Genomic DNA, 14,700 nt, shown 5'->3' with positions numbered 1-14,700 from the left:
TGGCAGTGATTGCTCTGACCGGCGAGCACACCAGCCCGAGCCCGGCCGAAAAAGACCACGTGCCCGCCGAGCCGACGTGGCTGCATAAGGATGTGGCCTGGCTGGAAAGCTCTGAGACCGGCGCAGCCGAAGCCACAGCCACGGGGTAGGACTTCACGCGGTCGGAACTGTTTGCCATGAGCAGCCGGCTGAGGAACATCGCAGACACGGGGTGGACGAGCGGTTGCGATCAGGTCGGCGGCCTCCTGGCCGGCCTTCTCTGGGGCCACCTACTACCGGCGCCTCAGACCCTGTTCGTAGTGAGGCCCGAGTCCGCTGCGCCTGGCGCGGGCTACTGCACCTGTTACCGAGCAACTACCCCAGCTCACCAGACAGGACCCCACTCCTTCGAGCCCGCCCGCCGACGGCTCCCATGAAGCACGAACAGCGCCACGAAGCCTGACGCTGCCGCACGCACCCGAAAGGGGGCACCGCCGGTCAGTTTCCTCGATGAGCCTTGGGTGATGGCGGTCGCCCTTGCTACGCGTGAGCAGCCACCTTTTACCCAGGGCGCCGGCACCTCCACGGTGGGGTCACGCACTCCCCCACCGGAGGTGAACCGTGAACGCGGCCGCGTGTGCCGGCGTGGCGCGTGCCGTCGCCCGAATGGCCGGCAGTACGGTGCCAGCTGCCCCGACTCCAGGACGGTTCGAGGCACGGTACCTGAGCTTTTGCCGTCGACCTTCCTTCGGCCGGCGGTAAGTGCCATCCGCTATCTCCAAAGTACGTAGAGATGGTGACAGGATCGCCCGCCCATGAACAGCCCCCGCACGGGACCTCCGTGCGCCCCTCGCCCAGCACACGCATCAGCCTGCGCCACGCTGCACCACGGGTCACAGTCGGCCACATGCTCGCCGGATCCGACGGCGCGTAGGCACTCGCGTGCGCGCGGTCCGCGATCCGCGGAGGCTCGAAGAGACAGGCAGTGCCGCAGACGCCCTCGAAGACGTTGGGCTTGGGGGAGCGGAGGACACGTCCTGATTGGCAGCGCAGAGTTTCCGGCGCGCATGTTGCACCTCGGCTATAAGAGTCGTGTCGTCGCCGCGTCACGTCGGCGAGGTCGTGCTCGCGACACGGGACCGCAATGAGCCTGCCGATTTCGGCGAGCTGCTCGTTGAGGCCCATCACCTCCCTCGCCGGGGTGACGATCAGCCCCGGGTGATCATCCTCTCCTCTGGCCGGGCGGTGTGCTGCCGGTCGACCGCTTCGAGGGCGGCCTCGGCCCCGCGGGCCCGAGACCGCAGGTCACCTCGGGTGACGCAGTTTCCGGGTGCTTGGCACATTATTTTGCGCCTTCGTGGCCTGAACAGCAGCTCTCCGTACTTGTGGCTACGACAAGGGGAAGACCCAGCTCAGAGGCCTGTGGAGCCTGAGGTGATCGCATGGTGTGCCCGGCTCGGCGAAGACTGGGATCGTCGGCACATCGCACCAAACCCAGGAGGCGATCACCATGCGCTCCGTCACCCACCGTGGCCGAATCTACCGCCGCTGCGGATGCCGCGACGCACACCGCCACCAGCTCGGAACCCGCTGCCCGCGACTGGCAACCGACGGTGACCACGGCAGCTGGACCTTCGCCATCGACCTCCCCTCCCCCGGCCACCGCCGTACCACCATCCGCCGCGGCGGCTTCCCCACCCCAAACGCCGCCCAGGCCGCGCTGCAACGGATCCTCGAGGGCGAGGCCGGCGGGTTCAACGGCGACCCCAACCAGACCGTCGCCGACTACCTCACGACCTGGCTGGAGACGAAGGCGTACGTGCTCAAGCCAACCACGCTGGCCCGGTATCGCGACTACGTCACCGGCGACCTGATCCCCGCTCTGGGCACGCTCAAGCTTGACGAGCTCGGCCACCGCCACATCGCCGGATTCGTTCACACCCAGCTCGCCGCAGGCCGCGGCCAAGTGACCGTCTACCGGTGCCTGGCCACCCTCTCCAGCGCCCTGGGCGACGCCGTCCGCCAGCACCGCATCACTCACAACCCCGCACGTCCGGCCGTCCTGCCCCGCCCGGCGGCGGCCGAGCGTCGGATCTGGACGGCCGAGGAAGCAGCCCGCTTCCTGCGCTACTGCCACCAAGCCGACCCACTCATCGCGGATCTGTGTGAACTTCTCATCGGCACTGGCATGCGCAAAGGGGAAGCACTCGCCCTCCACTGGCACGATGTCCACCTCAATGAAGGGGTGCTCTACGTCCGTTACACCCTCTCGGCCATCAACAACGCCCGCCTGGTCATCACCTCACCCAAAACCCGCAGCAGCAAAGACTGGGTCGCCATCTCCCCGCGCGTGGCAGCCGCTCTCACACGCCGCGCAGCCGAAGCTCCGGATTCAGTGCTGTCTCACCGCTCCTCGGATCCCTTCACCGGACTGGTCTTCTGCCGCCCCGACAGCCGCCCGCTACGGCCTCAGACCGTCCTGGACCGCTTCCGCCGACGAGCCAAGGAAGCCGGAGTCCCCCGCATCACCCTGCACGACCTGCGACACCTCGCTGCCACCCTCTCCATCACCGCGGGCACCCCACTCACCGTCGTCTCCAAAACCCTGCGGCACTCCACCCTCTCCACCACCGCCAACCTCTACAGCCACCTCACCCAGCAAGCCGCCCACGACGCCGTAGACGCCATCGACACCGCATTGACCCAAGCCGACCCCACCGCCGATAGCCATCCACACTGGCCCGCCTGGCTGCGACCACGCCCCGACCACCCGAACGGACACCGGGCGCGCCTCACGCTGCCCTACTTCGCCGCCCCGGCCGCCAGTTCACCGAGCGCCTCCACACCTCAAGGCGTGCATGCGACCACCATGCGACCACCACGCCGCACAACACGAAGAAGGCCGCTCTCCCATCTCTGGAAAAACGGCCTCCGACCTGCGAAAACGCTGGTCGGGACGACAGGATTTGAACCTGCGACCCCTTGACCCCCAGTCAAGTGCGCTACCAAACTGCGCCACGTCCCGGTGCTTGTCCGGCTCGGGCTTTCGCCCTGGCCGGTCGCGCAAGAGAACAATACCGCACTTCAGGGGGTGGTCGCTGCCACCTTTGGGGGTGGAGCCCCGGCGGGGCGGGGATGGGGGCTTTGGTTACTGTCTGCTGATGTGCGGTGACGGTGGAGGAGTGGGGCCCGGGGTGGGGGCAGGTGAGGGGCGGGGGCTGGGTGGGGTCAGGTGTGGGTGTGGAGCCAGGTCAGGAGGTCTTGCTGGACCTCGTGGCGGTTGATCTCGTTCAGGATCTCGTGGCGGGCCCCTGGGTAGGCCTTCCAGGTCAGGTCGTGGGTGCCGAGGTAGCGGAAGTCCTCGAGGAGTTCGTAGACCAGGGTCATCCGCTGGTTGCAGGGGTCTTCGGCGCCGACGGCGATGTGGACCGGGAGGCGGGTGGGGGTGCGGGCCTGGTGGTGGGGGTTGTTGATCTTGCGGACGGCGCGGACCCAGTCGAGGGAGAGGCCGGCGCTGAAGGGGAAGCCGCATCGCTCGTCCGCGGCGTAGGCGGCAACCTCCGCGGTGTCGCGGGAGAGCCACTCGTAGCCGGTGCCGAATTCGTAGGGGTCGTTGAAGGAGGCGAAGAGCTGGGTGGTGAAGCCGGACAGGGCGGTGCGGCCGCCTTTGGCGATCTCGGCTTCGAGGCGGGCGATGGCCTGGTCGGGTTCGGTCGCGGGCAGTGAGCGGAAGGTGCCGGAGAGGATCAGGCCGGCCAGGTCCTCGCCGTACTCCTGGGCGTAGTCGCGGGCGAGCATCGAGCCCATGCTGTGGCCCAGCAGGAAGAGGGGGATCCCGGGGAGGGTGCGGCGGGTTCGGTCGCCGACGGTTCGCAGGTCCTTGACGGTGGCCCGCCAGCTGTCGCCCTCCTCGCCCACGACGCCGTAGCCGCCGGTGGAGGCGGCGGTCGCGCCGTGGCCGCGGTGGTCGGAGGCCACGACGGCGTAGCCATGTGCGCACAGGTGGCGGGCGAAGCGGTCGTAGCGCTGGGCGTGTTCCGCGGCGCCGTGGGCGATCTGGACGATCGCGCGCGGGCTGTCGGTCCCGGGGAGCCAGGTGTAGGTGGCCACTCGTACGCCGTCGGGGGTGGGGAGGTGGTCAGTGCGGTGGGTGATGCCGTCTGTCGACATGCCGTCTCAGCTCCTGGGTGGGGAGGGAGGGGGATGGGATCAACCTTTCCCCGGGAGACCCGCTGCTAAGTCAAGGCGGGCGGGTCAGCCTCTCCCGCCGAGGCCCACGGCTGAGGCAAGGGCGCGGGGTCAGCCCACCCCGCCGAGGCCCACGGCCGCGTCGAGGGTGTTGACCGGGGGCCTGTGGCCTGTGAAACGATCAAGCGCTGCACGCACCACTGCCTACTCCTGCTCCGCACAACTCACGTGTTCCAGGAGGACCGTTGGACACCGCAGACTCTTCCGTCCCAGCCGAGCCCGTCATAGCCGAGCCGCTCGCCGACGGCTCCACGTCGTCCCCGCTGTCCCCGCTGTCCCGCCGCGGGTTCCTGCGGGCCGCCGCGGGTACCGCCGCGGTGGCGGGGGCGGCGGCTGGGCTGCCTGGGCAGGCGGCCGTCGCTCAGGAGCGGCGGGCCTCGCTCACCTTGTCGTTCACCGGTGCCACCAACGGCGCCGCGACGCTCTCCCCCGCCGGCGACCGGCTGGTCGCCGAGATCCAGAACGTCCTGTGGTCCCTCCCCCGCAAGGGCGGCGCCGCGACCGCGCTCACCCCGCCCGACCTGGAGCCCACCCGGCCCGTCTTCTCGCCGGACGGGAAGTGGCTGGCCGTCTGCGCGTACCGGGGCGGCGGCTTCCATCTGTGGACGCTGCGCCCGGACGGGTCGGATCTGCGACAGCGCACGGACGGCCCCTGGGACGACCGGGGCCCGGCCTGGTCGCCGGACGGCACCCGGATCGCCTTCGCCTCCGAGCGCGGGGGCGACCCGGTGACGGGCGGCCCGTACCGGCTGTGGGTCCTGGAGGTGGCCACCGGGGAGCTCACCCGGCTGACCGGGGTGCCGGGGCAGGACGGGCCGCTGCAGGACGGCGCCTGGGAGGACTTCGACCCGGCCTGGTCCCCCGACGGCGAGCGGGTGCTGTTCGTACGCGGCCGGCTCGCCGGGGCCGCGCTGGACGCCCGTACGGTCGTCTCGGTGCGCGCCGACGGCAGCGGCCCGGTGAAGGTGGAGCACACCGAGACGGCCGCGGGCGCCTCGGTGCTCGCGCCCTCGCGCTCGCCCGGTGGGTCCCTGGCCTATCTGCGCACCACCCCCGCCCCCGACGCCTCCTGCACGCTGGTGGTGGACGGCGCGGCCGTCGCCGTGGGGGGCGATGTGCAGCCGGTGCCGCCGCGCTGGACGGCCGAGGGGGAGCTGCTGCTCACCGTGGACGGGCGGTTCCGGCTGGTGCGCCCGGAGGCGCCCGGCGGAGGCGAGGAGATCCCCTTCAGGGCGGCGCTGCCGGTCGACCGGCCGCGCTATCGCGTCAAGCGGTACGACTTCGACAGCGGCGGCGGGGCACGGCCGGTGCGCGGCGTGCACCTGCCCGCGCTGTCGCCGGACGGGCGCCGGGTGGCCTTCGCCGCGCTGAACTCGCTGTGGGTCGCCGAGGTGGCCGGCGGCCGGCCCCCGCGCCGGGTCGTGCGGGCCGCCCCCACCCGCTATCTGCTGGCGCCGACCTGGACGCCCGACGGGCGTGCCCTGGTGTACGCGGACGACCGCGACGGCCTGCTCGCCGTGCGCCGCCGGGACCTGGCCTCCGGGGAGGAGACCACGCTCGCCTCCGGGGGGAGGGTGCACCCCGCGCTGTCCCCCCGCGGCGACCGTCTCGCCAGTATCGACATGTCGGGAAACCTGGTCGTGCGCGACCTGGCCGCGGGCACCGAGCGCGTCCTGGCCGCGCCGCTGGGCGGCGGCGGGCTGCCCGGCAGACCGAGCTGGTCGCCCGACGGTCGCTTTGTCGCCTATTGCGACCGCAACCGGCTGAATCAGCGGTTCCGCGAGGGCTACAACCTCATACGCGTCGTGGACGCGAGCAGCGGCGCGGCCAGGCTGTACGCCCTGGCGCCGCACACCTCGCTCTCCGACCGCTACGACTCCGGCCCCGTCTGGTCCCCCGACGGCCGCCATCTCGCCGTGATCGCCGAATCCGCCCTGTGGCTGCTGCCCGTACGGCCCGACGGCACCCCCGACGGCGAGCCGCGCCGGCTGACCGAGGAGAGCGCCGACCACCCCTCCTGGTCGGGGGATTCGCGCTCCATCCTGTATCTGTCCGCGTGCAAGTTGCGGCTGCTGGACCTCGACAGCGGCACCGCGCGCACCGTGCGCGTCCCGCTCGACCACCGGCGCCCGAGCCCCGCCGACACCGTCGTCCACGCCGGGAGGTTCTGGGACGGCACCGGGGGCGACGACACGGTCCGCGAGGACGTCGACATCGTGGTGCGCGGCGGTCGCATCCTCTCCGTCGGACCGCACCGCGCCGGGCGGCCGGCCAAGCGCCGCGTGGACGCCTCCGCCCGCACCGTCGTACCGGGCCTCTGGGACGCCCACACCCATCCGTGGCAGTACACCTACGGCGGCCGGCAGACCGTGCTGCAACTCGCCTACGGCATCACCACCGCCGTCTCCCTCGGCGGCTTCGCGTACGAACAGGCGCGGCTGCGCGAGGCGATCGCGGCGGGCGCGCTGGCCGGGCCCCGGCTGCTGACGACCGGGGAGCTGCTGGACGGGCCACGGGTCGCGTACAGCATGGGCCGGGCACACCGGACCCGGGAGGGGCTGCGCCGCTCGCTGGAGCGCGGCGCGGCGCTCGACTGGGACTTCGTCAAGACGTATGTGCGCGCCCCGGGCTGGATCATGGAGGAGGCGGCCCGCTTCGCGCACGAGCGGCTCGGGGTGCGCACCGGCAGCCATCTGTGCTCGCCGGGCGTGCAGCTCGGGCAGGACCTGACCACCCATCTGCAGGCCACGCAGCGCCTGGAGTACGGGCACGCCACGACGGCGACCGGGCGGTCCTTCCAGGACGTGGCGGAGATCTACACCGCCACGGACTTCCGGCTGATCGCCACGCCGTTCACGGCCTCGCCGCTGGTGGGGGCCGATCCCTCGCTGGCCGAGGACGAGCGGGTGACCCGGCTCATGCCGCCGTGGGACACCGCCCTGGTGCGGCAGTCCGCCCAGACGCCGCCCACCGCCGCCCAGCTCGCCACCCTCCACACCGAGATCGGGGTCTACCGGCGGATCCTGGCCGGCGGCGGTGTGGTCGCCCTGGGCACCGACGCGCCGCTGGTGCCGGTGGGGCTGCATCTGCACCTGGGACTGCGGGCGCTGCACCGGTACGGGCTGTCGGCGGCCGAGGCGCTGCGCACCGCGACGCTGCTGCCCGCGCGGGCGTTCGGCGCCGACCGGGACCTGGGCACCCTGGAGGTGGGGAAGCTGGCCGACCTGACGGTCGTGGACGGCGATCCCTTCACGGACTTCGACTCCCTGGTGCGCACCGTTTCGGTGCTGCGCGGCGGGGTGCCGTACGAGCAGCGGGACCTGGTCGATGCCTTCCCGGAGCCCGACCGGGCGCGGCACGGGAAGTCGGCGGAGCACTGGCTGGAGGTGGGGCGGCTGCTGCGGCGGGACACCTGCTGCGACCACGGGTGACGTGACGCGGACGGGTGAGGCGGTGGCCTCCTGGGGGCGCGGGCCGTCAGTGCGGCGGGCGGCTTCGCTCCGTACGGGCGCCGCCGCGCCCCTCCCCCGCCGTCCTACCGCCCCAGCGCCGCGCCGAGGACGGCGGGGGCCTGGGCCAGCGAGGGGCCGTACCAGGTCAGATGGCGCCCGCTGACGAGCGCGGCGGGCAGGTCCGGGAACGCCTCGGGGCCGTCCTCGGCCGTGAAGCGGTACGGCTCGTCGGGCAGCACCACCAGGTCGGCGCCCGAGGCGTTCAGCTCGTCCAGGGGGATGCGGGGGTAGCGCTCGGCGTGCTCGGCGTGGATCACGTGCACGCCGAGCCGCGCGAGCAGGTCGCCCGCGAAGGTGTCGCGGCCCAGCACCATCCAGGGCCGGCGCCAGACGGGCACCACGGCCCGCCGTCCGGGGCCGGTGGGCGGCGGCAGCCGGGCCCAGGCCGCCTCGGCCTCGTCCAGCCAGCGGGGGCGGGCGAGGCCGCAGCCGTCCACCAGCACCCGCTCCAGCTCGCGGAACGCCTGCCGGAGGCCGCGCACCTCGGTGACCAGGACCTCGAGGCCGGCGGCCCGCAGCGCGGCGAGGTCCGGGGCGCGGTTCTCCTCCTCGTTGGCGAGGACCAGGTCCGGGGCGAGCGCGGCGATGCGCGCGGTGTCGGGGTTCTTGGTGCCGCCGATCCGCTCCGCGGTCAGCCCGGGCGGGTGGCTGCACCAGTCGGTCACCGCGGCCAGCAGCCCGGGGGCGGTGGCGGCCACGGCCTCGGTGAGGGAGGGCACGAGGGAGACCACGCGCCGTACGGGGGTGCGGGGGGTCATGGCTCAACGGTACGGCGTGAGGGCGGCACCTCCGCCCAACGGCGTGAGGGCGGCACCTCACCCCACTTACGGCGTGACGGGCGGCGCCTCACCCCCCGTACGGCGTGACGGGCGGCACCCACCCCCGTACGGCGTGAAGGGGGGCGGCCCGTCCCCCGTACGCCCCGTGAACGCCGCCGCCGCGGCCCGGAGCGTTTGCTCCGGACCGCGGCGGACTGCCTGCGGGCCTGGCTACGGCCGGTCAAGGCCGCTGGGGCCGGTTCCGGTGGGCCGTCAGGACTTCACCGGGGCCATCTTGTCGACGATGCCGGGGTGGGCGTCGATCCACTTCTGGACGCCCTCCTCGACGTTGCCCTTGCCCGCCTCCTGGACGGACTGCTCCAGGCTCGCGAGCTCCTGCTCGGTCATGTGCCAGTTCTTCAGCCACCCGTGGAACTCGGGGAACTTGTCCGGGAAGGACTTGTGGCCCAGCGAGCGGATCTCGTTGTTGGCCCCGAACGCCTTCTTCGGGTCGGCCAGCTTGGTGAGTTCGTACTTGTTGTACGCCCAGTGCGGGGTCCACAGCACGACGGCCACGGGCTCCTTCTTGGCGTACGAGCGCTGCAGCTGGGCGAGCATGGCCGGGGAGGCGTTGTTGGTGACCTGGTACTCCTTGTCCAGGCCGTACGCCTTGAGGACCTTGCTGTTGAGCAGCTGCATCTCCCCGGTGCCCGGCTCGATGCCGATGATCTTGCCCTTGAACATGCCGGCCTTGCCCTTGAGGTCCGCCAGGGACTTCACGTCCTTGACGTAGGAGGGCACCGCGATCTCGAGGGAGGTCTTGTCGTACCAGGGCCCGATGTCGACGAGGTTCTTCTTGTACCGGTCCCAGTACTGCTTCTGGGCGTTCGGCAGCCATCCGTCGAACTCGACGTCGATCTGCCCGGCGCTCATCCCGGTGAACATGGAGCCCACGTCGTACTGCTTGATCGACGGCTTGTAGCCGCGCTTCTCCAGGACGTTCTTCCACAGGTAGGTGGTGGCGACGTCCTCGTCCCAGGGGAAGTAGCCGATCCGGGGCGCGGCCCCGGCCTGCTTGCCCTTCTTGGCGCCCGCGTCGCCCGCGGGGGCGAGCTTGTCGACCAGGCCGGGGTTCTGCTTCAGCCAGGCGCGCACGCCGTCCTGCTGCTTGCCCTTGCCCGCGTCCTGGATGGCCGCCTCGAGGCTGGTGAGCTGCTTCTCGGAGAGCTTGAAGTCCTTCATCCACTGGGCGATCTGCGGCTCCTTGGCCGAGAAGCCCTTGCGCGCGATGGCGTGGATGCCGTCGCCCTTGCCGAAGGCGCCCTTGGGGTCCTCGAGCTTGGTGAGCTTGTACTTGCTGTACGCCCAGTGCGGGGACCACAGGGTGACGGCGACCGGCTCCTTCTTGGCGTAGGAGCGCTCCAGCTGGGAGAGCATGCCCGCGGTGGAGCCCTTGACGAGGTTGTACTCGCCGTTCAGGTCGTAGTCCGGGAGGACCTTGTCCTTCATGAGCTTCATCTCGCCGGCGCCCGGCTCAATGCCGATGATCTTGCCCTTGAAGGTGCCGCCCTTGCCCTTGAGGTCGTCCAGGGTCTTCACGCCCTTGACGTACGAGGGCACCGCGACCTCCAGCGAGGTCTTGTCGTACCAGGTGCCGAGGTCCTCGAGCTGGTTCTTGTACTGCTTCCAGTAGGAGGCGTGGGTGGCGGGCAGCCAGGCGTCGGTCTGCATGTCCACGTCGCCGGCGGCCATGCCGGTGAACAGCGCGCCGACATCGTAGGTCTGCAGCTTCGGTTTGAAACCTCGCTGTTCCAGGATCTCCTTCCACAGGTAGGTGGAGGCGACGCCCTCGTCCCAGTTGATGTAGCCGAGGTTGACCGTGCGGCCCTTGCCGACGTCGGCGGTGACCTTCTGGCCGCTGTCGTCGCCGCCGAAGATGTTGAGGCCGCCCGCGACGAGCGCGAGGACGACGACGCCGACCATCGCGACCGAGGTCGCGGGACGCCAGTGCAGCACCTTCAGGCCGCCCGTGGCCCGCGCGGCCTGCTTGGCCAGGGCCCGCCGGCCCAGCGGCGACACGCGCTGGTTGAGGGCGCCGGTCATGCGGTCCAGGTACATGGCGAGGATGACCACCGCGATGCCGCCCTCGAAGCCGAGGGCCACGTCGACCGAGCTGATCGCCTCGAAGACGGAGGAGCCGAGGCCGCCGCCGCCGACCATGCCCGCGATGACGACCATGGACAGCGCGAGCATGATGGCCTGGTTGACGCCCGCCATGATCGTGGGCAGGGCGAGCGGCAGCTGGACCCGGAGCAGGGTGCGGCGCGGGGTGGTGCCGAAGGCGTCGGCCGCCTCGACGAGCTCCGCGTCGACCTGGCGGATGCCCAGCTCGGTCATCCGCACGCCCGGGGGCATGGAGAAGACGATGGTCGCGATGACGCCCGGGACCACGCCGACACCGAAGAAGAAGATGCCGGGGATGAGGTAGACGAAGGCGGGCATCGTCTGCATGAAGTCCAGCACCGGGCGGAGCACGGCGCTCACCGCGCGGTTGCGCGAGGCCCAGATGCCCAGCGGCACGGCCAGCACGATCGTGATCGCGCCGGCGACCAGCACGAGGGAGAGGGTCTCCATCGCCTCGTCCCACTGCTGGATCGAGTCGATCAGCGCGAAGCCGGCGAAGGCGAGGACGGCGGGCACCAGGCCGCGCAGCCACCAGGCGAGCACCGCGAGGATGCCCGCGAGGAGCAGGGGGTCGGGCGCGGCGAGCACGTCGTGCACGCCGTCGTACATGCCCTGGACGACCTTGGCGATGAAGTCGAAGAGCCACTCGAAGTGGTCGCGGAGGAAGTCGACGCCGGACTGGATCCAGCTTCCGAGCTCGAGCCTAGGCACCGGCGATCACCTTCCCCTCCGGAGCCTCGGGGGCGTCGGGGGCGTCGGTCGCGCCGGAGGTCTTGGCCACCGCGGCTCCCGCGGTCTTCCGCCCCTCCTGGGGGGCGGCGCCGTCCGCACCCGGGTCCGGCTCGCCGAGGACGGCGAGCAGCCGGGCCCGCGGCACGACGCCGATCAGCGACTCGTCCTCGTCGGTCACGGCGACCGCGACGCCGCTGCGCGAGCAGGGCGTGAACAGCTCGACGATGGGGGTGTCGGCGGTGACGGTCGCGGGGGCGGCCTCCAGGACGTCGCGCTCGGTGCGCAGCACCGTGCCGTCCGGGGTGGTGGTGCCCAGCGCCTCCTCGGGGTCGGCCATGATCGCGCCGGCGGTGAGCACCCGGCTGCGGTCGACGTCCTGGGTGAAGGAGGCGACGTAGTCGTTGGCCGGGGTGACCAGGATGTCCTCGGCGGTGCCGATCTGGACGATCCGGCCGTCGCGCATGACGGCGATGCTGTCGCCCAGGCGCATGGCCTCGTTGAGGTCGTGGGTGATGAAGACGATGGTCTTCTTCAGCCGCTTCTGCAGCTCGAGCAGCTGGTCCTGCATGTCGCGCCGGATCAGCGGGTCGAGCGCGCTGAAGGACTCGTCCATCAGCAGCAGGTCGGCGTCGGTGGCCAGGGCGCGGGCCAGGCCCACGCGCTGCTGCATACCGCCGGAGAGCTCGTCGGGCCAGGAGTTCTCCCAGCCCGCGAGGCCGACCAGGCCCAGCGCCTCGGTGGCGCGCCGGTCGCGCTCCTCGCGCGCGACGCCCTGGACCTCCAGCCCGTAGGCGGCGTTCTCCAGGACGCTGCGGTGCGGGAAGAGCGCGAAGTGCTGGAAGACCATGCTGATCTTGTGGGAGCGCACCTGGCGCAGTTCGCGCGGGGACAGGGCCGTCAGGTCCTGGCCGTCGAAGAGGACACGTCCGGCGGTCGGCTCCAGCAGTCCGTTCAGCATGCGCAGCAGGGTGGACTTACCGGATCCGGACAGACCCATGACGACGAATATCTGGCCCGCCTCGACGGCGAAGGACGCGTCGATGACCGCCGCCGTCGTACCGTCCGCACGCAGCTCGTCACGGCCCGCGCCGTCCTGGAGCCTCGCCACCGCCTCATTGGGTCGTCTGCCGAACACCTTGTACAGATGCTCGGCTTGCAGCCTGGACACATATACCTCTCGGGTCGCACCAAAAAACGACCTGCCTCCCCCGCCGGCAGGTCGTGGAGCGGGCGGTGTCCGACCGCGTGCCCGATGCAATAGTTGGTTTACCTAACGGGTCCGCTCCGGCTGCGCGCCTGCCCTGATCCTCTTGGCGCAAACCAATTGGTGACCCACGTCACATTTCCGGGGCGTGGCTGTCGGTGGGGTGCGGCATCATCGAGGCGTGACCCGACGCCTGATGCTCCTCGACACCTCGTCCCTCTACTTCCGCGCCTACTTCGGCGTGCCGGAATCGGTCCGGGCCCCGGACGGCACGCCGGTGAACGCCGTGCGCGGGCTGCTGGACTTCATCGCCCGGCTGGTCCAGGACCACCGCCCCGACGAGCTGGTGGCCTGCATGGACTTCGACTGGCGCCCGAAGTGGCGGGTCGATCTGATCCCGTCGTACAAGGCACACCGGGTGGCCGAGGAGGCCCCGGCGCCCGGCGGGGTGGACCAGGAGGAGGTGCCCGACACCCTCTCCCCGCAGGTCCCGGTGATCGACGAGGTGCTGGACGCGGTGGGGATCGCCCGGGTGGGCGCCGAGGGCTATGAGGCGGACGACGTGATCGGCACGCTCGCGGCCCGTGCGTCCGGCCCGGTCGACATCGTCACCGGCGACCGCGATCTGTTCCAGCTCGTGGACGACCGGCGCGCGGCGCGGGTGCTCTACCCGGTCAAGGGGGTCGGCACCCTCAAGGTGATCGACGAGGCGGCGCTGCGCGAGAAGTACGGGGTGGGCGGCGCGGGGTACGCGGATCTGGCGCTGCTGCGCGGCGACACCAGCGACGGGCTGCCGGGCGTGGCCGGGATCGGCGAGAAGACCGCGGCCAAGCTCCTCGCCTCGTACGGCGACCTGGCGGGGATCATGGCCGCGGCCGCCGACCCCGCCTCCGCGCTGACCCCGGCCCAGCGCAGGCGCCTGGAGGAGGCGCGGGAGTACGTGGCGGTGGCGGCGAAGGTGGTGCGGGTCGCGTCCGACGTCCCGCTGCCCGCCTTCGACCCGGCGCTGCCGCGCCGGCCGCGGGACGCGCGGGGGCTGGAGACGCTGGCGGAGCGGTGGGGCCTGGGCGGATCGCTGCGCCGACTGCTCTCCACTCTCGAGGGGTGAGGTGTTAGGTTAGGTCACCCTAACTCGTTTGTGGATCAGGGAGGTGGCCGTGGCAGAGCGTCCGGCCCGCAAGACGCCACAGGTCAACCGGGCGCGGGTGGCGCGCACCGAGCGGCTGACGCCCCACATGACGCGGGTGGTGCTCAGCGGCGGAAGCCTTGACGGCTTCTCGGCCGGCGAGTGGACCGACCACTACGTCAAGCTGCTCTTCCCGGTCGAGGGCGTCGCCTATCCCGAGCCGTTCGACATGGCGCGGGTCCGTGCCGAGTTCCCGCGCGACCAGTGGCCGCGCACCCGCACCTACACGGTGCGCGCGTGGGATCCCGCGGCGCGGGAGCTGACCTTGGACTTCGTGATCCACGGGGACGAGGGGCTGGCCGGGCCGTGGGCCGCGCGCGCCGAGCCGGGCGAGGAGATCCTCTTCCTCGGCCCCGGCGGGGCGTACACCCCGAGCCCGGAGGCCGACTGGCATCTGCTCGCGGGCGACGAGAGCGCGCTGCCCGCGATCGCCGCCGCGCTGGAGCGGCTCGCGGACGGGCCGGCGGGCGCGCCGGTGCACGCCCTGATCGAGGTGGCCGGGCCGCAGGAGGAGCTCAAGCTGCGCGTGCCGGAGGGGGCGGAGGTGAGCTGGCTGCACCGGGGCGCCGGGCGGGTCGGCGAGTCGCTGGTGGCGGCCGTCCGGGCGCTGGACTTCCCGCCCGGCCGGGTCCACGCGTTCGTCCACGGCGAGGCGGGGTTCGTGAAGGAGATCCGCCGCTATCTGCGGATCGAGCGTGAGGTCCCGCGCGAGTGGCTGTCGATCTCCGGCTACTGGCGGCGCGGCCATGACGAGGACGGCTGGCAGGCCTCGAAGCGGGAGTGGAACCAGCGGGTGGAGGCGGAACAGGAAGGAGCGGCGGGGGCCGCGGGCGAGCCGGGGGGCAAGGGGGCCGCGGCGGCCTGACCCGCGGCCCGGACGACGGCCCGGACGACGGC

Annotated in this window: 8 protein-coding genes and 1 tRNA gene; 4 read left to right on the top strand and 5 right to left on the bottom strand. The window is 71.9% G+C overall.

The annotated features are described in order from the left end of the window. The first annotated feature begins 1,489 nt into the window (after nucleotides 1-1,489). Nucleotides 1,490-2,965, top strand: coding sequence for a tyrosine-type recombinase/integrase (locus BBH68_RS40150; protein WP_076971113.1), 1,476 nt, complete (start codon nucleotides 1,490-1,492; stop codon nucleotides 2,963-2,965). Here BBH68_RS40150 and BBH68_RS37260 read toward each other — a convergent pair. Together BBH68_RS37260 and BBH68_RS37255 are read right to left on the bottom strand one after the other, a co-directional pair. Beyond that, nucleotides 2,928-3,004, bottom strand: a tRNA-Pro gene (locus BBH68_RS37260). The two genes, BBH68_RS40150 and BBH68_RS37260, sit on opposite strands and share 38 nt — an antisense overlap. Before the next feature lie 203 nt (nucleotides 3,005-3,207). Next, a complete protein-coding gene (locus tag BBH68_RS37255; RefSeq protein ID WP_065968341.1) occupies nucleotides 3,208-4,149 on the bottom strand; it encodes an alpha/beta fold hydrolase in 942 nt (313 codons plus the stop codon). Between the two features lie 263 nt (nucleotides 4,150-4,412). Here BBH68_RS37255 and BBH68_RS37250 point away from each other — a divergent pair, with 263 nt between their 5' ends. Further along, nucleotides 4,413-7,658, top strand: a complete 3,246-nt coding sequence (locus BBH68_RS37250) for an amidohydrolase family protein (protein ID WP_425428898.1) — start codon at nucleotides 4,413-4,415, stop codon at nucleotides 7,656-7,658. 104 nt (nucleotides 7,659-7,762) lie between these two features. Here BBH68_RS37250 and BBH68_RS37245 read toward each other — a convergent pair whose 3' ends face one another. The 3 genes from BBH68_RS37245 to BBH68_RS37235 form a co-directional block, all read right to left on the bottom strand. After that, a complete protein-coding gene (locus BBH68_RS37245) occupies nucleotides 7,763-8,497 on the bottom strand; it encodes a helical backbone metal receptor (RefSeq protein ID WP_065968340.1) in 735 nt (244 codons plus the stop codon). A gap of 273 nt (nucleotides 8,498-8,770) precedes the next feature. Continuing rightward, nucleotides 8,771-11,392 carry an ABC transporter permease/substrate binding protein gene (locus BBH68_RS37240; protein ID WP_065968339.1) on the bottom strand — a complete coding sequence of 874 codons (2,622 nt, stop codon included), beginning with the start codon at nucleotides 11,390-11,392 and terminating at the stop codon, nucleotides 8,771-8,773. Continuing rightward, a complete protein-coding gene (locus BBH68_RS37235) occupies nucleotides 11,385-12,581 on the bottom strand; it encodes a quaternary amine ABC transporter ATP-binding protein (protein ID WP_076971112.1) in 1,197 nt (398 codons plus the stop codon). The genes BBH68_RS37240 and BBH68_RS37235 overlap by 8 nt, the downstream gene beginning before the upstream one ends. Nucleotides 12,582-12,813: 232 nt before the next feature. Here BBH68_RS37235 and BBH68_RS37230 point away from each other — a divergent pair, with 232 nt between their 5' ends. Next, nucleotides 12,814-13,725: a 5'-3' exonuclease gene (locus BBH68_RS37230; RefSeq protein WP_065968337.1), complete on the top strand. Its 912-nt coding sequence runs from the start codon at nucleotides 12,814-12,816 to the stop codon at nucleotides 13,723-13,725. 49 nt (nucleotides 13,726-13,774) lie between these two features. Then, the gene (locus BBH68_RS37225; RefSeq protein ID WP_065968336.1) at nucleotides 13,775-14,668 is read left to right on the top strand and encodes a siderophore-interacting protein; all 894 of its coding nucleotides are present in this window, start codon (nucleotides 13,775-13,777) and stop codon (nucleotides 14,666-14,668) included. Nucleotides 14,669-14,700: the final 32 nt, after the last annotated feature.

The sequence above is a fragment of the Streptomyces sparsogenes genome, from assembly GCF_001704635.1.
Classification (GTDB): Bacteria; Actinomycetota; Actinomycetes; order Streptomycetales; family Streptomycetaceae; genus Streptomyces; species Streptomyces sparsogenes.
The sequence above is the reverse complement of the archived record's forward strand: the minus strand, read 5'-3'. Positions and strand labels throughout refer to the sequence as shown.

Excerpts from the sequence above, each read along its gene's own strand:
- BBH68_RS40150 (WP_076971113.1), top strand. The coding sequence starts at position 1,490 with ATGCGCTCCGTCACCCACCGTGGCCGAATCTACCGCCGCTGCGGATGC.
- BBH68_RS37245 (WP_065968340.1), bottom strand. The coding sequence starts at position 8,497 with ATGACCCCCCGCACCCCCGTACGGCGCGTGGTCTCCCTCGTGCCCTCC.
- BBH68_RS37230 (WP_065968337.1), top strand. The coding sequence starts at position 12,814 with ATGCTCCTCGACACCTCGTCCCTCTACTTCCGCGCCTACTTCGGCGTG.
- BBH68_RS37255 (WP_065968341.1), bottom strand. The coding sequence starts at position 4,149 with ATGTCGACAGACGGCATCACCCACCGCACTGACCACCTCCCCACCCCC.